Origin of the sequence: Collinsella bouchesdurhonensis (assembly GCF_900155365.1) — a bacterium.
GTDB lineage: Bacteria > Actinomycetota > Coriobacteriia > Coriobacteriales > Coriobacteriaceae > Collinsella > Collinsella bouchesdurhonensis.
In genome coordinates this window covers 64013-83913 of sequence record NZ_LT699743.1, presented here as the reverse complement: position 1 = coordinate 83913, position 19901 = coordinate 64013, and the positions used below count along the sequence as shown (strand labels likewise).

Annotated in this window: 18 protein-coding genes; 14 read left to right on the top strand and 4 right to left on the bottom strand. The window is 59.8% G+C overall.

Annotated features, from left to right (window positions below; genetic code table 11):
• Nucleotides 1-3: 3 nt before the first annotated feature.
• Nucleotides 4-624 carry a DUF4125 family protein gene (locus tag BQ9843_RS06610; RefSeq protein WP_022386633.1) on the top strand — a complete coding sequence of 207 codons (621 nt, stop codon included), beginning with the start codon at nt 4-6 and terminating at the stop codon, nt 622-624.
• A 363-nt stretch (nt 625-987) separates the two neighbouring features.
• Here the strand turns inward: BQ9843_RS06610 and BQ9843_RS06600 are convergent, their stop codons facing one another.
• From BQ9843_RS06600 to BQ9843_RS06590, 3 genes are read right to left on the bottom strand one after another with little or no spacing between them, the layout of a single operon-like run.
• Complete coding sequence (locus BQ9843_RS06600) at nt 988-1806, bottom strand: Cof-type HAD-IIB family hydrolase (protein ID WP_075844397.1); 819 nt, start codon at nt 1804-1806, stop codon at nt 988-990.
• 31 nt (nt 1807-1837) lie between these two features.
• A complete protein-coding gene (locus tag BQ9843_RS06595; RefSeq protein ID WP_083647973.1) occupies nt 1838-3262 on the bottom strand; it encodes a citrate synthase in 1425 nt (474 codons plus the stop codon).
• A gap of 55 nt (nt 3263-3317) precedes the next feature.
• A complete protein-coding gene (locus BQ9843_RS06590; protein WP_022386636.1) occupies nt 3318-3605 on the bottom strand; it encodes an ACT domain-containing protein in 288 nt (95 codons plus the stop codon).
• A 305-nt stretch (nt 3606-3910) separates the two neighbouring features.
• On the opposite strand from BQ9843_RS06590, the gene rpmE reads away from it, so the two are divergent.
• Together rpmE and BQ9843_RS06580 are read left to right on the top strand one after the other, a co-directional pair.
• Complete coding sequence (rpmE, locus tag BQ9843_RS06585) at nt 3911-4336, top strand: 50S ribosomal protein L31 (protein WP_075844395.1); 426 nt, start codon at nt 3911-3913, stop codon at nt 4334-4336.
• 464 nt (nt 4337-4800) lie between these two features.
• Nucleotides 4801-5475, top strand: a complete 675-nt coding sequence (locus BQ9843_RS06580; protein ID WP_075844394.1) for a TIGR00266 family protein — start codon at nt 4801-4803, stop codon at nt 5473-5475.
• Between the two features lie 69 nt (nt 5476-5544).
• Here the strand turns inward: BQ9843_RS06580 and BQ9843_RS06575 are convergent, their stop codons facing one another.
• The gene (locus BQ9843_RS06575) at nt 5545-6054 is read right to left on the bottom strand and encodes a pyridoxamine 5'-phosphate oxidase family protein (RefSeq protein ID WP_083647971.1); all 510 of its coding nucleotides are present in this window, start codon (nt 6052-6054) and stop codon (nt 5545-5547) included.
• Between the two features lie 226 nt (nt 6055-6280).
• On the opposite strand from BQ9843_RS06575, the gene secA reads away from it, so the two are divergent.
• The 11 genes from secA (at nt 6281) to BQ9843_RS06520 (ending at nt 19699) form a co-directional block, all read left to right on the top strand.
• Nucleotides 6281-9085, top strand: a complete 2805-nt coding sequence (secA, locus tag BQ9843_RS06570; protein WP_075844392.1) for a preprotein translocase subunit SecA — start codon at nt 6281-6283, stop codon at nt 9083-9085.
• A gap of 15 nt (nt 9086-9100) precedes the next feature.
• On the top strand, nt 9101-10243 hold the full coding sequence (gene prfB / locus BQ9843_RS06565; protein WP_075844695.1) for a peptide chain release factor 2: 1143 nt from the start codon (nt 9101-9103) through the stop codon (nt 10241-10243).
• A 118-nt stretch (nt 10244-10361) separates the two neighbouring features.
• The gene (locus BQ9843_RS06560) at nt 10362-11252 is read left to right on the top strand and encodes a YitT family protein (RefSeq protein WP_040221033.1); all 891 of its coding nucleotides are present in this window, start codon (nt 10362-10364) and stop codon (nt 11250-11252) included.
• Between the two features lie 211 nt (nt 11253-11463).
• The gene (locus BQ9843_RS06555; RefSeq protein ID WP_075844391.1) at nt 11464-12297 is read left to right on the top strand and encodes a transketolase; all 834 of its coding nucleotides are present in this window, start codon (nt 11464-11466) and stop codon (nt 12295-12297) included.
• On the top strand, nt 12297-13238 hold the full coding sequence (locus BQ9843_RS06550; RefSeq protein ID WP_075844390.1) for a transketolase family protein: 942 nt from the start codon (nt 12297-12299) through the stop codon (nt 13236-13238). The genes BQ9843_RS06555 and BQ9843_RS06550 overlap by 1 nt, the downstream gene beginning before the upstream one ends.
• A 202-nt stretch (nt 13239-13440) precedes the next feature.
• Nucleotides 13441-14613 carry a cell division ATP-binding protein FtsE gene (gene ftsE / locus BQ9843_RS06545; protein ID WP_040221027.1) on the top strand — a complete coding sequence of 391 codons (1173 nt, stop codon included), beginning with the start codon at nt 13441-13443 and terminating at the stop codon, nt 14611-14613.
• Entirely contained in the window at nt 14603-15550 is a 948-nt protein-coding gene (gene ftsX / locus BQ9843_RS06540; protein ID WP_075844389.1) for a permease-like cell division protein FtsX, read from the top strand. Before ftsE ends, ftsX begins: the two co-directional genes overlap by 11 nt.
• Before the next feature lie 90 nt (nt 15551-15640).
• Entirely contained in the window at nt 15641-17752 is a 2112-nt protein-coding gene (locus tag BQ9843_RS06535) for a ribonuclease R family protein (RefSeq protein WP_075844388.1), read from the top strand.
• A 38-nt stretch (nt 17753-17790) separates the two neighbouring features.
• Nucleotides 17791-18642, top strand: a complete 852-nt coding sequence (locus BQ9843_RS06530; protein WP_075844387.1) for a tetratricopeptide repeat protein — start codon at nt 17791-17793, stop codon at nt 18640-18642.
• On the top strand, nt 18632-19105 hold the full coding sequence (smpB, locus tag BQ9843_RS06525) for an SsrA-binding protein SmpB (RefSeq protein WP_022386649.1): 474 nt from the start codon (nt 18632-18634) through the stop codon (nt 19103-19105). Before BQ9843_RS06530 ends, smpB begins: the two co-directional genes overlap by 11 nt.
• A 450-nt stretch (nt 19106-19555) precedes the next feature.
• A complete protein-coding gene (locus tag BQ9843_RS06520; RefSeq protein ID WP_022386650.1) occupies nt 19556-19699 on the top strand; it encodes a rubredoxin-like domain-containing protein in 144 nt (47 codons plus the stop codon).
• Nucleotides 19700-19901 lie beyond the last annotated feature (202 nt).

The window sequence follows — 19901 nt, the reverse complement described above, 5'->3', positions numbered from 1 at the left end:
ATCATGTCCAGAGCAGAACTTATCGACACAATCGTACGCATCGAATGGGAGGACTTCCTGCATGTGAATAACGAAGGCGGTGTTGCGTCTTGTCAGCGGCGCCCCGACACCTTCAAGATCATGCGCACCTCGCTTTTGCAGACCTATTCGGACGAGCTTCTCGAGTCGTATCTTGATGATGTCTCGACCGCTTCGGCAACTGGTCGTTCTTTGATGACCGAGAAATACGCCTGGATGATGGAAAACACCGACGACACGGCGTTTAAGCAGATCGCCTCTCAGCTCCCGCTTCTTCCGTATGAGGTGTGTGAGCGCATCGAACATATCGTCAAGTTCTTCCTGGTGTGGCAGGCGCAGGCAAACGTTTTGTTCCCGCGCATGGCCGAAGGTGGGCGCCCGCTTCTTTCCGAGGACGACAAGCCCGATTCGACTTCGTTTGAAAGCTACCTGCGCGGCGAGCTCAAGAGCTATTCTGCCCGCACGATCGCGATTTACGAGCGCTATGCAATTTCGTGCTGGCATAACGGCGTAAACCTTGCCATTGCGAACATGGATAACATCGCGCGCCACTACGGTTATGCCAACGCCACCGATGCTGAGCACAACAGCGGCAGGGGGAAGTGAGGCTTCTCGATGTATGCGGCGGTCTGCGGAATGGTTTGTTTCGCGACCGCCGTTTTCTTGCAGGCGATTATGGGCGGCTGCTGCGACAGCGTTTGGACTCCAAATAATTCTGACGAGTGGCGGCTTTTCAATCATGTTTAAATGAGTGGCGGTTTTCGAAGCGTTTTGAGCTCGAATGTGACGCCAGGATGCACGATTATCCGCCACTCGTTCGAAAACGTTTGATTTGCCGCCACACATTTGCGTTTCAAAAGGGCCACCTGGACCCACGCGTTGTCGTTAACATGCAGTGATGCAGAAAGCTCTGGCTCGATTTTGCTGAGCCGGAGCTTTTGGACGCATTTGAGCATGGGGAGCGGGGTTTTACCGTCCGAGCTTTTCCATAATCACTTTGGCAACGCCATCTCGATCGTTGTAGTCGGCAACCAGGTTTGCTGCCGCGATGTCTTCGGGCTCGGCGTTTTTCATCGCCACGCCGCAGCCCGCCGCTTCGATCATCGAGATGTCGTTGATGTTGTCACCAAAGGCAACCGAATCTGCAATGTTGATGCCCAGGTGCCCGCACAGCCAGGTAAGGGCGCCGCCCTTGGTTGCTGCAGGGTCGGAAAGCTCGATGTTATTGGGCGCGGAACGCACAATGGCGAGCGTGGGGTCTTGGCTATAGGCGGCTTTGAGCTCGATGGCGTCGCGCTCGTTTTTCCAATAAATGGTAATGCGCTCAAAATCGTCGTGCTCGGCAATGAACTTCTCGCAGGGCTCGTCGTAGGGCGTGCGGTTGCTCTGGAGCGACTCCAAGGTGGAGAGCTTGCCGGCGAACTCGGCAAGGCGATCGTAGCGCGCCCGCTCAGAATAGCAGGTGCCATTGGAAAAGATGTCGAACGTGATGTCGCGATAGCCGCGGGCCACCTGGTAAATGTCAAGCACGTGCTGTCGCGTGAGATGCACGGCGTGGATTTGGGCTTGCGTTTGCAGGTCCACAACCGAGGCACCGTTCGATGTCACGACGTAGCGCACGGACGGATGCGCCAAAAGCTCCGCCGGCACGCCGTTGAAGGCACGCGCTGTGCAGGGGACGAATTGCATGCCCGCATCGTGGATCGCGTCGAGCGCAGTCCAGGTTTCGGGCGTGATGCGCTTGTCGGAGGTGAGCAGCGTTCCATCCATATCGGAAAAGAAAATCATAGGGTCCTTTCGGAGGACAAAGCGAAAAAGCCTACTGACGTTCGTTGATGGGCAGGTAAGTGACGTCATCCAGCACCGATTGATAGCCCGGGCGGATGATGCGATGTGCGCAGAAGAGTTCCTCCATGCGGTGGGCTGCCCAACCTGCCATGCGTGAAACGGCGAACATCGGGGTGAAGAGCGTCTCGGGGATGCCGAGCATCGAATAGATAAAGCCGGTGTACAGGTCGATGTTGGCGCAGATAGGTTTGGTAATGCCGCAGACATCGCGCATGAGCTGCGGTGCGAGGCCCTCGATGCGCTCGATGAGCGCAAACTCATCGCCCAGGCCCTTCTTTTGCGCAAGACTGCGCGCATAGGTGCGGCAGAGTTCGGCACGCGGGTCGGAAAGCGTGTAGACGGCGTGGCCCATGCCGTAGATGAGGCCGGAGCCGTCGAATGCTTCGCGCTTGAGGATGCGCGTGAGGTACGCGGCGAGCTCGTCTTCGTTCTCCCAGTTCGAAACATTCTTGCGAATGTCCTCGTGCATGGCAACGACCTTGGCGTTGGCTCCGCCGTGGCGCGGACCCTTGAGGGAGCCGATCGCGGCGGCATAGGCGGAGTAGGGGTCGGTTGCCGAGGAAGAGAGCACGCGGCAGGCGAACGTCGAGTTGTTGCCGCCGCCGTGCTCGGCGTGCAGCATCATCATGACATCGAGCAACATGGCTTCGTCATGGGTGAAATCGTTTCCGCCACGCAGGACCTGCAGGACGCTTTCGGCGGTGGAGAGGTCGGGGGAGGGCTGGGGAATCTGCGGCATGCGCCCCTCGCGCTGGGCGACGCGTGCCATGTGGGCGAGAGCGGCGATGCGCGGTAGACGCGCGATCATGGACATGGCGACGTCGATCTCGTGTTCCGGCGAAATCTCGTCAGGCTCGGCGTCAAAGCGGTATAGCAGCAAGACGGCGCGTGCCAGCGTGTTCATGATGCTTTTGGAGGGCGTGGTGAGCGGGAACTCGTGGATGTAGTCGCCGGAGAGGTGACGGAATGCGCGCAGGCGCTCGCAAAAGCCCTCGAGCTCTTCCTTGTTGGGAAGGGAACCGGTGAGCAGCAGGTAGGCGACTTCCTCGTAGCCAAAGCGGTCTTCTGCTTGGGCGTGATTCACTAGGTCGTCGATGCTGTAGCCGCGCAGGCTCAAGCGGCCCTCGTCGGGGACGACGCGACCGTCGATCCGGTTGTAGCCGTGGACGTCGGAGATGCGCGTAAGGCCCGCGACGACGCCGGAGCCGTCGGCATTGCGCAGGCCACGCTTGACGTTATGCTGCTCGAAGAGCGATTCGTCGTAGGGCGCATTGGGAAAACCGTGGTACAGGCGTTCACTGTCCTCGTCGATCTGGCGGCTTGCCTCGTAGTCGAGCACCAGGCGGCTCAGATAGTCGTCGAAGCGGTAGTAAATCTTTTTAGCGTCATATGCCACGGTTAAGGCTCCTTTCGCAAAGCGCTGTTTGAATGTCGTTGGAATACCGTAGGGCTTAGAGGCGGTACATGAAGTTAAAAACGTCCTCGCGCTGAATGTTCACGGTTACGCCGGAGAGCTCGCCTGCTTGGACCAGTGCTTCTTGCAGGTCGGTGAAGTCGAGCGTGGACTCGGAGCAGTCTGCGAGCATGGTCATGGTGAAGATGTCCTCGAGGATGGACTGCGTGATGTCGCGGATGTCGACGTTGGCCTCGCCCAGCACGCGGGTGACGCCGGCGACGATGCCGGGGCGGTTTTCGCCCAGGACGGTGATGACGATACGGTTGGAGGCGGTCTCGGCCATGAGAGTCCCTTCGACGTGTGCGCAAGGCACGGCGCCGCGCACAGAGATAACAATACTCACCATTGTAGATGTACCGGCGCGCTTTACACATGCCATTCACGCGGGTAACACGGCGGAAATCGGAAGGGGGAGAGCAGCTCGTGCCCAGGGCGCGCCGTGCGCGAGTATTGGCGTGGTGCTTTTGTGGGCTTGGCGAGGTCGATGGGGTCTGTGCTATCCTAGGCAGGCTGTCTTGTCTTGGTCGGAAACCAAGACACCCCTAGTCCTGGTCGGAAACCAGGACGCGATTCCAGAGGAGCCCTGCCATGAAGCAAGGAATTCATCCGGAGTACGTCGAGTGCACCGTCCGCTGCAGCTGCGGCAACGTGTTCAAGACCCGCTCCACCAAGTCTGAGATTACCGTCGAGCTCTGCAACGAGTGCCACCCGTTCTACACTGGCCAGCAGAAGTTCGTTGACACCGGTGGACGCGTCCAGCGCTTCGCCGACAAGTTCGGTGGCGCCGCCGCTGCTCAGCTCAAGAAGGCTGAGGAGGCCAAGGCTGCTAAGGCCGCTAAGGCTGCCGAGGCCGAGGCTGCTCGCAAGGCTGCCGCTGAGGCTAAGGCTGCCGAGAAGGCAAAGCGTGCCGAGAAGTTCGCTGCTGAGGCTGCCAAGAAGGCCGCCGAGGCTCCTGCTGAGGCTCCGGTCGAGGAGGCCGCTGCTGAGGCCGAGACCACCGAGGCTGCCGAGTAGCATTTGCTGCTTGCAACAAAGTGCACGTATGGGGGCTGCGATCCTGTGGGTCGCAGCCCTTTTTCTATTTCGAGGGGACGTTGCCACGGGTCAGATGATCGGCAGCTGATACAGGGTAGCTGATGAGTGGCGGCTGACGGTCGGCGGCTGACGGTCGGTGGCTGATGCACGGTGGCTGATGAGTGGCGGTTTTCAAACGTTTTTAAATGAGTGGCGGTTTTTGAAACGTTTTGGGGAGGAAATCGACGAGATTGCGCGCGTTTATCCGCCACTCGATTCAAAATGAGTGATTTACCGCCACTCGTTTTAAGGGAGGCGTGCGTGAGAGCCGGGAACGGTCATCGATTTGGGACATCAGGCCGCCGTCTTGGGGTTGAGATAAAGGGGACGTTCTCGATAATAATTAACAAGATACAATAGTCTGTCCCCATATGTCGGGCGACATCGAACGAAAGGAGCATGTCGTGCAGTACAAGATTCTTGGAGGAACCTTCCCGGTTGTTACGTGCAATCTTGCCGATGGTGAATCGATGATCACCGAGAGCGGCACCATGGTTTGGATGACCCCCAACATGGAGATGTCTACCACGGGCGGCGGGCTTGGCAAGATGTTTTCAAAGGCCGTATCGGGCGAAAGCATGTTTCAAAACATCTGGACCGCGCACGGCAGCGCCATGATCACGTTTGGCTCGTGCTTCCCGGGTCGTATCGTCCCGATCGAGATCGGTCCTAACAAAAGCTGGGTTTTGCAGAAGCGCTCGTTCCTCGCTGCCGAAAGCGGTGTTGAGCTGAGCGTTCATTTTAATAGAAAGGCAAAGACCGGCATCTTTGGCGGCGAAGGCTTCGTCATGCAAAAGCTTACGGGCAGCGGCATCGCTTTTGCCGAGATTGACGGCGACCTTGTTGAATATCAACTTGCCCCGGGACAGCAGATGATCGTCGATACCGGCAACGTTGCCGGCTTCGAAGAGACGGTCAAAATCGATGCACAAATGGTCAAGGGCGCCAAGAACATTGTCTTTGGCGGCGAGGGCCTGTTCAACACCGTGCTTACGGGTCCGGGCCGTATCTGGTTGCAAACGATGCCCGTCAGCAATCTTGCGGCGGCTATCGCGCCGATGGTCTCTAGCGGCAATTAAGGCAATTAAGAATAGACGCGAGGGACGCGAGGCGAGCCGTTGCGGGTTTGCCTCGCGCTGGAGTCTCACCTATTGCTTGGGTGCGCGCTCCTTGGCCGAGAGCGTGTCAACATCGATGCGAAAGATCGCGACGCGCGCGAGCGCATCGGGCATGAAGACAGGGGAGGGCATATCGGGCGCCGCGTGCGCCATGATGAGGTGAAGGGCCTGCTCCTTTTCTGATGGATCATCAACCGCAAACACGATGCCCGATCCCATGATGGAGCGGTATGAACGCGAGTACGCGCAGGCAAATGTGCCTGTGATGTTGCCACGGTCCTCTTCAAGTTCGATCGCTACGCGAACGCCGCCTTTGCCGCCCGCGAAGAACGCCTCGGCTTTGCGACCTTCTCGTGCCGAATGCAGGTAGAGCGATAGACTTTCCGCTCCGTCGCGCTCTTTGTGCCACCGGTAGCCGTAGTTCACGGGAACGACGAACATGCCGTCGCCATCCATGGCGCCAATGTGCAGTATCTGCGCGGAATCTACGATGTCCTTGATTGCGTCGGCGTCGGTTACCTGACGCTTGATGAGTCTCATCGGTCGCATTGCTCCTCCTGGCTTGAGCTTGTCTGCCACGTGCGGCTTTGCATGCGGCTGATCGCCACATGATACGCCTGCGGCATGTTCTATACCGTCTATACCGAGCATGGTTTATACGTGGGGGAGCAATATATGACTCTGCCAAGGTGCAAATATGGCTAAAGTAAACTCAACTGTGTATTCATCGAGCTTATTTGGCTCGGTTAAGTAAAGGACACCGTCTATGGGTTTCATGTCTAAGCTGCTCTCGTTTGGCTCCGACAAGGACATTAAGCGCTACGAGAAGATCGTTGAAAAAATCAACGGCCTCGAGCCTGATTTCGTCAAGATGTCTGACGAAGAGCTGGCGGGCCAAACGGTCAAGTTCCGCGAGCGCTACGAGGCGGGCGAGACGCTTGACGCGCTGCTGCCCGAGGCATTCGCCACCGTTCGCGAGGCTTCCAAGCGCACGCTTGGCATGCGTCATTTCGATGTGCAGCTCATCGGCGCCATGGCGTTGCATGAGGGCATGATCGCCGAGATGAAGACAGGCGAGGGTAAAACGCTTGTCTCCACGCTCGCCGGCTACCTTAACGCCATTCCCGCCAAGGGCGTCCACATCGTTACCGTTAACGATTACCTGGCAAAGCGCGACTCCGAGTGGATGGGCAAGATCTATCGCTTCTTGGGCATGACTGTGGGCCTGCTGCAAAACGGCATGCCGCTCGAGGACAAGCTGCCCGCCTATGCCGCCGACGTCACCTACGGCACCAATTCCGAGTTCGGCTTCGACTATCTGCGCGACAACATGGTGGTGCGCGCTGCTCAGCGCGTGCAGCGTGGTCACGCCTACGCCATCGTCGACGAGGTCGACTCCATCCTTATCGATGAGGCGCGTACGCCCCTCATCATCTCGGGCGCTGGCACCAAGTCTGCAAGCACCTACAAGGACTTCGCCCGTGCCGTGCGCGGCCTGGAGCGCGGCGAGGAGGTCCAGCACGATATGCTTGCCTCCGTCGAGCCCCAGGAGGAGACCGGCGATTACGTGATGGACGAGGCCAAGCACACCATCGCGGCTACCGAGCGCGGCTTAAAGAAGATCGAGCAGCGCCTGGGCATCGAGGACATCTACGCCGACCTGTCCGGTCAGCTGGTCAACCACTTGCAGCAGGCGCTCAAGGCCCAGTACATGTTCCATCGCGATAAACAATACGTCGTGCAAAACGGCGAGGTTAAGATCGTCGACGAGTTTACCGGCCGCATTATGGAGGGCCGTCGTTACTCCGAGGGCCTGCACCAGGCTATCGAGGCAAAAGAGGGCGTGCTTGTGCGCGAGGAGAATCAAACGCTCGCCACCATCACCCTGCAAAACTACTTCCGCCTGTACGACAAGCTTTCTGGTATGACCGGTACCGCTTTGACCGAGGATGCCGAGTTCCGCGAGATCTACAAGCTTCCCGTTCAGGTGATTCCTCCCAACAAGCCCGTTATCCGCGTGGACCACGATGACTTGGTCTACCGCACTATCGATGCCAAGTTCAACGCTGTCGCCGACGACGTCGAGGCTCGCCATGCCAAGGGCCAGCCTGTGCTGGTGGGCACCGTTTCTATCGAGAGCTCCGAAAAGCTCTCGCGCCTGCTCGATAGCCGCGGCATCAAGCATGCCATCCTCAACGCCAAGTTCCACGAACACGAGGCTCACATTGTCGCTCAGGCCGGCCGTTATGGTGCCGTGACCATCGCCACCAACATGGCTGGCCGTGGTACCGACATCCTGCTTGGCGGCAATCCCGATGAGCTCGCGCGCGAGATGCTCGCCAATGCGGGCATCGAGATGGCCGACGCCACGCTCGAGCAGCTCGAGAGCGCACGTGAGCAGGCCGTTGCCACCTGCAAGGCCGAGCGCGAGCGCGTGCTTGCAGCCGGCGGCCTGACCGTCATTGGCACCGAGCGCCATGAGTCCCGCCGTATCGACAACCAGCTGCGCGGCCGCTCCGGCCGTCAGGGCGATCCGGGCGAGACGCAGTTCTATCTGTCGCTCGAGGACGACCTCATGCGCCTGTTTGGCGGCGACAAGATGGACCGCATCTCCAACATGATGATCTCGGCAGATATGCCCGACGACATGCCTATCCAGCACAAGTTTGTGTCCAAGGCCGTGGAGAGCGCCCAGCGCAAGGTCGAGAATATCAACTTCTCCATGCGTAAAAACGTCCTTGAGTACGACGACGTCATGAATAAACAGCGCCAGGTTATCTATGCCGAGCGCAACATGATTCTGGACGGCAAGGACCTTAGCGACCATGTCTCCGATGTCATCAAGGACACCGTGGCCCGCTGCGTGCAGGAGTTCTGTGCCACCGATAGCCATGAGGGAGAGCGCGACCTTGAAGGCCTGCACAAGTGGGTTGTGGAGCTTACGGGCAACGTGGACGCTCCCCAGTTTGCCGACAGCGCTTATGACGAACTCAACGCCGAAGTGCTGGCGTATGTTCAGAAGTGCTACGACGCCAAGGCCGAGCGCCTGGGCGAGGACCTTATGCGCGAGCTCAACTGCCAGGTTATGCTGCGCGTAATCGATACCCGCTGGATGAACTACCTGCAGGAGATGGACTATCTCAAGACCGGCATTGGTCTGCGAGGCTTTGGCCAGCGCGACCCATTGGTCGAGTACAAGTCCGAGGCCTTCGCTGCCTTCCAGACGCTTGTCGACACCATGTACGAGGATTACCTGCGCACCGTTTTGCGCATCGAGGTCAAGAACGCTCCCGCGCCTACGCACGACGCCCCTGCCGAGCTTGAGGGCGCCCAGTACTCCGGTCCGGGCGAGGTCGATGGCGACGACGCATCTGCGACCGTTCGCCGCGAGGCTGCTGCCCGCGCTCGCACCACCGTCACGGGCGGCTCCGGCGCTGCCAATTCCTTTGGCCACGTGCAGACCTACCGCAAGGACGAGTCGGACGACCCCTATGTCAACGTGGGGCGCAACGAGCCGTGCCCTTGTGGCTCGGGTAAGAAGTTCAAGAACTGCCACGGTAGGAACCGATAAGTGTCGACTGAAATCATGACAACCTCGGCCGAGGTCCTGGACGCCCTGAGCGCGCGTCTGGCCGAGGTCGAGGCTTATCTTCATTTAGATGAGAAGCGCGCCCGCGTGGCGGAGCTTGAGGCAAAAAGCGCCGAGGCTGGCTTTTGGGATAACCCCGATGCCGCCCGCACGCTTATGGCCGAGCTTTCCAGTTGCAAAGAGGACATCCAGGCCGTGGCGGATGCGCGTGAAGGCATCTCCGATGCTCTTGCCGCACTCGAACTTGCCGACGAGATGGGCGGCGACGAGGAGCTGTTGACCGAGGCGGCGTCTACGGCGCAGGCCCTTGAACGCAAGATCGACGATATGGAGCTCTCCAGCTGGTTTACCGGCGGGTTTGACCACGGCAACGCGATTCTCACCATCAAGCCCGGCCAGGGAGGTCTTGAGGCGCAGGACTGGACCTTCATGCTCTTTAAGATGTACATGAAGTACTGCGCGCGCCGCGGTTGGAAGGTGACGGTCAACGACTGCCCCGCGGCAGAGGTTATCGGCATCGACCGTGCCACCATCACCGTTGAGGGCAAGAACGCCTTTGGCATGCTGCGTGCCGAGGCGGGCGTGCACCGTTTGGTGCGCATTTCGCCTACGGACGATAAAAAGCGTCGCCAGACTACATTTGCGGGCGTAGAGGTCATCCCGGTGCTGCCCGATGATATCGAGGTCGAGGTCGATCCCGGCGATATTCGCGTGGACGTGTACCACGCGAGCGGCCCCGGCGGACAGGGCGTCAACACCACCGACTCTGCCGTGCGCGTCACGCATATCCCCACAGGTATTGTGGTCACCTGTCAAAACGAGCGCAGCCAGATACAGAACAAAGCCGCATGTATGCAGATCCTCAAAGCGCGCCTCTACGAGCTGGAGCTTCAAAAGCGCGAAGAGGCTCTCGACGAGATTCGCGGGCCCAAGCATACGATCGGCTTTGGCAACCAGATTCGAAGCTATGTGCTCTATCCGTATCAGATGGTCAAAGACCTGCGTACAGGTGTAGAGACGGGCAACCCCGATGCTGTTTTGGAAGACGGGGACCTAGACCCGTTTATCTTTGGCTATCATCGCTGGGCAACCGGCAATGCCGAGGGTCCGTCTGCAGAGGATACCTTGCTGGACGAATAGCCTACGCTGACGGAAGGGGCGGTGTTCGAGCCGCGCTTCATCCGGTACAATCGAGCCGTTGATACCTAAGGGGCGCACCGCGAACGTTGCGATGCGTCCTTTCTCATGAGGAGGAATAGTGGGACATCGTTTGGATATCAAGCGCATCATCCAATCGAACTTCGTGCGCGATCTGCCGATGGTCGTGCTCGGTTGCGCTATCGCGGCGTTCGCAACCGACATGTTCATGATTCCCAACGGTCTTGCCGCGGGCGGCGTTACCGGCGTGGCGACGATTATCCAAGAGCTGGGCGCCCGCAATGGCCTGACGCTTCCCGTTGGCATCCAGACCATTGTGATCAATGCCGTTCTGCTGCTGGCGGTGGCACGCGCCGGAGGCCTGCTCTACGTTATTCAAACCGTGACGGGATTTGTTTTGCTCGGTGTGTTCACCGACCTCTTTGCGCCTTTTGTCACGCCGCTTGGCGGCGAGGAGCTGATGCTTTCGGCTCTTTGGGGTGCGCTGGCGTGCGGCCTGGGTTACGGCTTGGTGCTGCGTTGCGGCTCCAATACCGGCGGGTCGGATACCATCGGCCAGATCATCTCGCGCAAGACGTCGTTGCCGGTGGGCGCTACCACCATGGTCATCGACGTTACCGTCTGTGCGCTTTCGATTCCCGTGTTCTCGCTCATCAATGCGCTTTACGCTGCGCTCGCCATGGTGCTCATGGGCATCGTAGTCGATGCCGTGGTCGACGGCGGCAACAAGCGCCGCATGGCTTTTGTCATTTCCGATAGTTTTGACGATATCGCGGACGATATCTTGCACGGCTTGGGGCGCGGCTGCACCAAGCTGAGTGCGACGGGCATGTGGAGCGGTAACGACAAGCCAGTGCTCATGGTGATTTTGGAGCGCCGCGAGCTTTCGCCCCTAAAGGCTATTGTGGCCGAGCGCGACCGAGACGCCATCGTCATCATCTCCGATGTCACCGAGGCGTTTGGCGAGGGATTCAAAGAGCTGGGCGTGTAGCGCGGCGGCGGGTGTGCGATGCCCGCTGCTGTTTTTTACATGAGTGAAAAAACGTTTGCGCCCACTGGCCGATTGATAACCCCGTAGCGCAGTTGTGCCTGGCAATGGGAGGCGCTTGGTTCATAATGGGGAAGCGTACGTGTCGCTTTGCAAACCAAGGCGGCGCGGACGTATTCGTAACCGACGACACAACGTGCGAAAGGAAGGCACCATGAGCGATGAAGAGCTCGAGCACCTTGCCAACGAAGTGAGGAAGGGAATCGTCACCGGTGTCCATGCGGCGAAGTCGGGACATCCCGGCGGCTCGCTTGGAGCTACGGAGATCATGACCTACCTGTATTTCGAGGAGATGAATATCGACCCGGCCGACCCGCGCCGTGCCGATCGCGATCGCTTCGTGCTCTCCAAGGGCCACTGCGCGCCCGCCCTCTACGCCGTACTTGCCGAGCGCGGCTTTTTCCCCAAGGAAGACCTACTTACGCTTCGCCACATTGGCAGTCACCTGCAGGGCCATCCCAACATGAACGATACCCCGGGCGTGGACATGTCCACCGGCTCACTTGGCCAGGGCGTCTCCGCTGCCGTGGGAATGGCGCTTGCCGCTCAGCATTGGGGCGATACCTATCGCACCTATGCCCTGTTGGGCGACGGCGAGATTGAGGAGGGCCAGGTGTGGGAGGCCGCTATGTTTGCGGGCAACCACGCGCTCGATAACCTCTGCTTGATCGTCGACCACAACGGCTTGCAGATCGATGGCACCATCGAGGAAGTCAACTCCGCGATGCCCATCGCCGATAAGTTCCGTGCGTTCAAGTTCCATGTGATCGAGGTCGCCGACGGCAACGACTTCGCTCAGCTGCGCGCCGCCTTTGCCGAGGCCCGCGAGACCCATGGCGTGCCCACGTGTATCGTGTGCGAAACCACCAAGGGCAAAGGCGTTTCCTTCATGGAGGGTCAGGTTGGCTGGCATGGTAAGGCTCCTAACGACGAACAGTACGCTCAGGCCATGGCCGAGCTCGACGCTCATGACAAGGAGGGCGAATAATGGCAGACGTGAAGAGAATCGCCACTCGCGCGAGCTATGGTGAGGCCCTGGTCGAGCTGGGTGCCGAGCACGACGACTTTGTCGTATTCGATGCCGACCTGGCGGCTGCTACCCAGACGGCAAAGTTCAAGGCGGCCTATCCCGATCGCTTCTTCAACGCCGGTATCGCCGAGTCCAACCTGATGGGCATGGCTGCGGGCGTTGCCACCACCGGTCGCGTTGCCTTTGCGAGCACCTTTGCGATGTTCGCTGCCGGCCGCGCTTTCGAGCAGGTTCGCAACTCCATTGGCTATCCGCACCTCAACGTCAAGATCGGCGCCACGCACGCCGGTATCTCGGTGGGCGAGGACGGAGCTACGCACCAGTGCAACGAGGATATCGCCCTCATGCGCACCATTCCGGGCATGACGGTGGTTGTTCCTGCCGATGACGTCGAGGCAAAGGCATGCGTACGTGCCGCCTATGAGTTCGATGGCCCTGTCTACATGCGCTTTGGCCGCTTGGCTGCCCCCGTCATCAACGACCCCGAGACCTATGAGTTCGAGCTGGGTCGCGGCATCCTTATGCGCGAGGGCTCCGACGTGACTATTGTCGCCTGCGGCCTTATGGTCTCTGCCGCCCTCGAGGCTGCCGAGGCTCTTGCCGAGCGCGGCATCGATGCCGAGGTCATCAACATCCACACCATCAAGCCCATCGACGCCGATATCATTTTGAAGAGCGCCGAGAAGACCGGCCGCGTGGTGACGGTCGAGGAGCACTCCGTGATCGGTGGCCTGGGCGATGCCGTTGCCGACGTCTTGGTCCAAAACCACCCGGTTCCCATGAAGAAGATCGGCGTGGAGGATGTCTTTGGGTACTCCGGTCCCGCGCTCGACTTGCTCCAGGAGTTTGGTCTCGATGCTGAGAGCATCACCAAGAAGGTTGCTGCCTTTATGGCGTAGCACCCGTTCTCACTGTCATCGCAAAGCGGTTTTATTGGGCTTCGTTCGTCTTTTTTGGCGAGCGAAGCCTTTTTGATGGCGCACGGTGGCGTGCCTTTCGTGCAAATGACGTTCAAACATATGCCACTTTGATGACGCGCCAAGTGTCTTGCTACAATAGGTGCGCTCATGTAGTTTAAACGCACGACGTAAAGGAGCTTTTGTGGGTAACCACTTCCGTAAGCCCGGAGACGGGCAAGCGGCGCCGAAGGTCGAAGACCCTCGGTTGTCGGTTGTCTCGGCAGACGATATCGTCGCTCCGGAAGACACGGGCTATGAGCCCGTAACCGATCCCTTTGCATACACTCCTGCACCCGACGTGACCGCTCCGGTGGCCCCGCTCGATATGGCCGATGCCGCCGATGACATCACCATGTCATCTTTGGATGCCGATATGGACCCGCAGGTTACGCAACCCGGACTCCTCAACATCCCTTCGCCGACAGATCCCGTTGCTCCGTCTTCCACGGGCGCCTTCATGACCTCTGCCGGTGCGGTCGATCCCGCATCCACGGATGTTTCCGAGCAAAAGCAGGTTGCCTCGCTTGACGCCGCCCTGCAGAATCCAGACTTTACCTCTGTCTTTGCTCCGCAGGTGGATTCGCGCAAGAAGATGGCCCGCGATGCGGGCGTTGAGCCCGTTATCCTGATGGAGCACCTTACCAAGATCTATGCCGCGCAGCCCAATAAGCCCGCGCTGGACGATGTGAACATCGAGATTTACCCCGGTGAGTTCGTCTTCCTCGTCGGCCACTCCGGTTCCGGCAAGACCACGCTGCTTTCCACCTTGATGCGTGATGTCAAGCCCACGTCCGGCCGCGTGCTCGTTGCCGGCCAGGACCTCATGCGCATCAAGAACCGCAAGGTCCCGTTCCTCCGCCGTCAGATCGGCGCCGTCTTCCAGGACTTTAAGCTCCTGCCCAACAAGACGGCTTACGAGAACGTCGCCTTTGCCCTTGAGTGCATCGGCAAGCCGCGCGGCGTCATTCGCAGCCAGGTTCCCGAGGTGCTGCGCCTTGTTGGCTTGGCAGACCAGATGGACTCCATGCCCGACCAGCTCTCCGGCGGCGAGCAGCAGCGCGTTGCCGTTGCCCGCGCTATGGTCAACCGCCCGCCGCTGTTGATTTGCGACGAGCCCACCGGTAACCTCGACCCCGCCATTTCGCTTGGCATCATGAAGCTGCTCGAGCGCATTAATCGCACGGGCACCACGGTTATCGTGGCCACGCACGACCGCGCCATGGTCGACTCCATGCGCCGTCGCGTTATCGCGCTCGAGGCCGGTCATGTCATTCGCGACCAGGAGAGGGGAGGTTACGGCAACTATGGCGCCTAGCAATCTGGGTTATTCCATCAAGGAGGCCAATAGGCACTTCTTCCGCAACTGGACCACGTCTCTGGGTGCGGTCATCACCATTTTCCTGTCGCTGTTCATCATCGGCCTGTTCATCGTCGGTTCCGCGATGGTCAATGCCGCGATCGGTACGGTGGAGCAGGAAGTTACCATCAACGCGTTTATTTCCGACGACGCCGCCGACGATGATATCAAGGCATTCGAGTCCGAGCTCAAGAGCTGGGATAACGTCAAGAACGTAACCTTCAAGACGAAAGAAGATGCCCTTTCCGACTACAAGAGCAAGGTGTCCAACAACGCCGATGCCACTATGTCGGCACTCGACGGCGAGAACCCGCTGCCGCGCTCCTTTGTGATCGAGATGGAGGACCCCTCGCAAGTTGCCTCCACCGCCACAAAGATCAAGCAAAGCTCGAGCTTCCGCAAGATCGTTGACGACGAAAACACCGGCGTAGACGATAAAGACGCCGATGTCGAGGCAAGCGTTTTGTATGGTCAGGAGGAGGTTGGCCGTCTGTTCCAGGTGACTAACTACATTCGCATCGCCGCTATTGTGGTCGTGGCGCTCCTCACGTTTATCGCCTTCATCTTTATCAACAACACGATTCGCCTCTCGATCACCGCGCGTCGTCGCGAGATCGCCATCATGCGCCTTGTGGGCGCTTCGAACGGCTTTATCCGTGGACCGTTTATCACCGAGGGTGTTTTGCAGGCCCTGCTGGGCTCTGTGCTCGCCATTGGCGTGCTGGAGATTATCCGCAACGTGGGTATCCCCGCGCTGCAAAACAGCATCAAGTTCCTCACCTTTGCGATTCCTATCCAGATGTTTTTGGCCACCTATGGCGCGCTGCTTCTTGTCGGCGTGGTCATTGGCCTGTTTGGCTCTGCCATCGCTATGAGGCGCTACCTTAAGGTATAGCCTGAGGGCCCAAAGGGGTACACGATAGGGGCGGGTCGCATTATGCGGCCCGCCCTTTGCTGTTTTTTGTGAATCGATTGGAGGTTCGCCTTGGGGCGTAAACATAAGACGAACGGGCACCGTTCTCCCGTGCGTTCGCGCCGCGTAGCGGGCCTTTTGGGCGCGGTGCGCGTGACGGGCGGCGTCGCTACGGTAGAGACTGCCGAGGGCGTGCTCAGACTTACCGAGCGCGGTATGCGCGAGGCCATGCCGGGTGACACCGTAACGGTGAGCTTGCATCGCGGGCCGGGCGGCGAGCACCGCGCGCAGGTCGAATCGGTGGAGGAACGTTCCCAGACCGTCTTGGTGGGAACCTATCACCAGGCGGGGCCGCTGGGCGTCGTGCGCCCGCTGGATAAACGAGCCAAGCTCGATTTCTTTGTTCCCCCGCGTGACCAGTCGCCCGAGCGGTTGGGCGTGACCGATGGCGACCTTGTCGTCGCGCGGATTGTGAGCTATCCCACGCGCATGGAGTCGGGCGTGGTGACAATCGAGCGGTGCATCGGTGGAGAAGACGCCCCGGATGCTGGCATTCAGACCGTCATGGCGCGCTACGACTTGGCCGACGGCTATGCGCCGATTGCACTCGCGGAGGCCGAGTCACTGGAGCTCGATGTCGAATCTGCGTTGCAAGATCCGCTGCGCCGCGATATCCGCGACCGTTTCTTGCTGACGATCGATCCGGTGGATGCGCGCGACTTTGACGACGCCATTTCCGTTGAACGCACGCCAGCGGGCGGTTGGAAGCTTGGGGTGCATATCGCCGACGTGTCGCATTACGTGCTATGGGAGAGTTCTATCGATCTTGAAGCTCGCATGCGCTCCACCAGTGTTTACCTGGCCGATCGCGTGTTGCCCATGCTGCCCGAGCGCCTGTCGAACGATCTGTGCTCCTTGCGGCCGCACGAGGATCGCCTTGCCTTTACCGTGGATATCGAACTCGATGCGCGCGGGCGCGTGGTATCGAGCCGTGCCTATCCGAGTGTGATTCAGTCGCGCGTGCGCCTTGATTACGATGCTGCCGATTGGTTGCTTCGGGGCGGAGAGGCAGCAAGCGATGGGGAAGACGCCGAGGATGTCGATTTGGCATGCGTGGAGCGTGCCGAGCGGGCGCGTCGAGACGCTGCTGCCTGCGGGATCGAAATCACTGCGTTTCTTCGCGATGCCGACGAGCTTGCACATGCGCGCCAGGGGGTTAGGCGTCGCCGCGGTGCTATCGATTTCGAATCAAGCGAGGTCCATGCGGTCCTTGACGACGAGGGCGTGCCGGAGCGCATCGATGTGCGCCGTCGTACCGCGGCGACGTCGCTTGTGGAAGAGGCCATGCTTCTTGCCAACGAGTGCGTGGCAAGAAAGCTGGTGGCGGCGGGGGTGCCTGCGGCGTTTCGCGTGCACGAGGACCCTTCGTCCGACGAGTTGACGGCTGCGGCAGAAGTGCTGATCGAGGCTCAGGCGATCGACCGCCAAGAGGCGCTGGGCATCATGACCGGTGACTCCCATGCTATCGAGGCCGTGCTGGAGCGCAGCGCCCAGACCTCTCAGGCCCCTATGGTGAATGCTTTGCTCCTGCGTGCGATGCAGCGAGCTGTGTATCGTCCGCATAACCTGGGGCACTATGCCCTGGGCGCCGAGGCATACTGCCACTTTACAAGCCCTATTCGACGCTACCCGGACCTGCTGGTCCACCGCGCCCTCAAGATGCTGCTCGCGCGCGAGCGGCTGGGCGCCCGCGTGGCGCACGAGCGAGCGCCGCACCTGGTGGGGACGGGCGCCCAGGATATGGAGCACATTCTGCCGGCACTTTGCCGGGAGGCGTCTTCGCGCGAGCGCATCGCCGACGCTGCCGCGCGCGACTCTCAAAAGGTGAAGGTTGCCCAATACTACGCTCAGCGTGTGGGCGAGCGCATGGCGGCAACCGTTACCTGGATCGACCAGATGGGCGCTTTCGTGCGCGTGGACGAGACCGCGGCGGAAGGCTTGGTGCGTATGAGCGCGCTGGGCGGCAACGAGTGGTGGGAGTTCGATGAGCGTCGCCTTACTCTTACCGGCACGTCTTCTGGCGAGGTCATCTCGCTTGGTCAGCGGGCAATCGTGGAGGTTGTGGGCACCGACTGCATGCGAGGCCACCTCAACTTCAAGCTCATACATACCTTGAGCATTTAGGCTACACTGAGAAACCGAACCGAGACTCAGGAGGACATGTGGAAACGCCGATTTCCGAACAAGATATCGAGTACGCCGAGACGTATCTGGCGGCGGGCGACATTTCGACGGCATCGCAGATGCTTGAGCGTTATCTGGAGCTTGCCGAGGAGTATATTGCCGAGGAGTGCCAGGCAACGGACGAGGTGCAGTACTTTAGCTTCCAGGACTCCTTTGAGCGTCTATGCTATGCGCGCGTTGAGCATGATCCGCGCCGTATCGTTGCGGTGCCGGCTCCGTTTGATCGCCTGTATTCCGATGTAGCATACGTGTGTATTCAGCAGCAAGATTACGAGCGCGCACGCGATGCGCTTGTTCAAGCGGTGCGCTGGAACCCCATGAACTGCAAGTATCGTCTTGATTTGGCCGAGATTTTCCGTGCGCTGGGCGATATTCAGGAGTGGGCGGCACTCTCCAACTCTGTGCTCGAGCGCGCTTCCGATGGTCGCGTCGCCGCGCGCGCCTATTCCAATCTGGGCCAGCTCTTTATCGACCAGGACAACGCCGTTGCCGCTTCTGGGTGCGCGCGCCTGGCCGTGCGCTTGGCTCCTGCCGATGCGCGCACGGTAGCGCTGATGGACCGCCTTGCCAAGGAACATCCCGAGGTCGCTAAGGATTCCGACGACCATGTTATGGGCGAGCTCTCGATCCAGGGCATTCCCACGAGTCCTTCGGCCGATGTTGCCATCTGCCTGCTCATCTGTGCGTCCGATGCCGCAATGGCGGGGGACCGCGCCCGGGCTGCCGAGTATACGGCACGCGCAAACGGGCTTATTGGCAAGGAGGCTTGCTCCGCGCTGATCAAGATGATTCGCGAGGCAGATAACGAGGGTGGCGCCAATGCCCAGTAAGAAGGAGCACAAGCTCATCTCTAAAAACCGCTCGGCGCACCACGAGTATTTTATCGACGAGACCATCGAATGCGGTGTTGAGCTTGCCGGTGCCGAGGTGAAAAGCATTCGCGAGCGCGCCTGCCAGATTACGGACACCTTTGCGATTATCCGTGGGGGAGAGTGCTGGCTTGTGGGCCTGCACATCCATCCGTACAGCAACGGCGGCGTGTGGAACCGCGACCCCGATCGTCGCAAGAAGCTTTTGCTTCATCGTAAAGAGATTGATTACCTGGATGGCAAGCTGCGTAACCGCGGCTATGCGCTTGTTCCACTGGAGCTGTACTTTAACGATTCGGGCCGCGTGAAGCTGCTCCTTGGTTTGGGCCGCGGCAAGAAGCTCTATGACAAGCGCGAAGATATGGCCAAGCGCGATGTGCAGCGGGAGATCGACCGAGCCCTCAAAACACGCCTGCGCGGCTGAGATGCCGCACCTCGGCGCTCAATCGTCGGGCGCCGCACGCAAGGCGTGCGCCCTCCTCTTTCACGCCGATCTGCGGCATCTCAGCCACGCAGGAAGGGCGACGGGGTCGGGCGCAGAATCTTGGCGTCCAATCGTCGCTTACGTACCTTGTGTACGCTGCGCTCCTCTTTCGCGACAACCTGCGGCACCCCAGCCCCGCAGGGGCGTGAACGGGGGCACCACACTTCGGTGCTCAATCGTCGGGCGCCGCACGCTAGGCGTGGTACCCTCCTCGGTCAAACCGCTCTACGGCATCTCAGCCATGCGGGTGCGCGGGCGTCATGGCGACTTCAATTACGGCTTCCTTTGGGAGGCCGTTTCTTTTTGCTCAACTGGCATGAAAAGACTTGCGTTTATTAAATAGGAACTTATACTATTAATAAGTACATAGCCAGTTCTAGGGAGGACATCATGGCTGAAGAGAAGAAGACCTACAAGTTTGTCTGCACCGTTTGCGGCTACGAGGTCGAGGTCGATACGCCTGAGCTGCCGGAGGACTACGTTTGCCCGGTATGCGGCGTGGGCCCCGATCAGTTTGAGCGCGTCGACGAGTAACATGTGCTAGATACATCATGCGTTTCCCAACGCGGGGCGAGGCCATAGGGTCTCGCCCCGCGTTCGTTTTTTGCGTACGCGTTACGCATATGTTTCGAAACAGCGGGGAAACATCTCCGTAAACCTACCGCCGTAGTATGGAGCCCTCACGCACTACGTGAATACTGTGTGTGCGTGATGGAGCTAGAAGCTATCGGGGAGG

Coding starts and splice junctions, on each gene's coding strand:
- BQ9843_RS06610 (WP_022386633.1), top strand. CDS start 4: ATGTCCAGAGCAGAACTTATCGACACAATCGTACGCATCGAATGGGAG.
- BQ9843_RS06600 (WP_075844397.1), bottom strand. CDS start 1,806: ATGATTTTCTTTTCCGATATGGATGGAACGCTGCTCACCTCCGACAAG.
- BQ9843_RS06590 (WP_022386636.1), bottom strand. CDS start 3,605: ATGGCCGAGACCGCCTCCAACCGTATCGTCATCACCGTCCTGGGCGAA.
- rpmE (WP_075844395.1), top strand. CDS start 3,911: ATGAAGCAAGGAATTCATCCGGAGTACGTCGAGTGCACCGTCCGCTGC.
- BQ9843_RS06575 (WP_083647971.1), bottom strand. CDS start 6,054: ATGAGACTCATCAAGCGTCAGGTAACCGACGCCGACGCAATCAAGGAC.
- secA (WP_075844392.1), top strand. CDS start 6,281: ATGGGTTTCATGTCTAAGCTGCTCTCGTTTGGCTCCGACAAGGACATT.
- prfB (WP_075844695.1), top strand. CDS start 9,101: ATGACAACCTCGGCCGAGGTCCTGGACGCCCTGAGCGCGCGTCTGGCC.
- BQ9843_RS06555 (WP_075844391.1), top strand. CDS start 11,464: ATGAGCGATGAAGAGCTCGAGCACCTTGCCAACGAAGTGAGGAAGGGA.
- BQ9843_RS06550 (WP_075844390.1), top strand. CDS start 12,297: ATGGCAGACGTGAAGAGAATCGCCACTCGCGCGAGCTATGGTGAGGCC.
- ftsX (WP_075844389.1), top strand. CDS start 14,603: ATGGCGCCTAGCAATCTGGGTTATTCCATCAAGGAGGCCAATAGGCAC.
- smpB (WP_022386649.1), top strand. CDS start 18,632: ATGCCCAGTAAGAAGGAGCACAAGCTCATCTCTAAAAACCGCTCGGCG.
- BQ9843_RS06520 (WP_022386650.1), top strand. CDS start 19,556: ATGGCTGAAGAGAAGAAGACCTACAAGTTTGTCTGCACCGTTTGCGGC.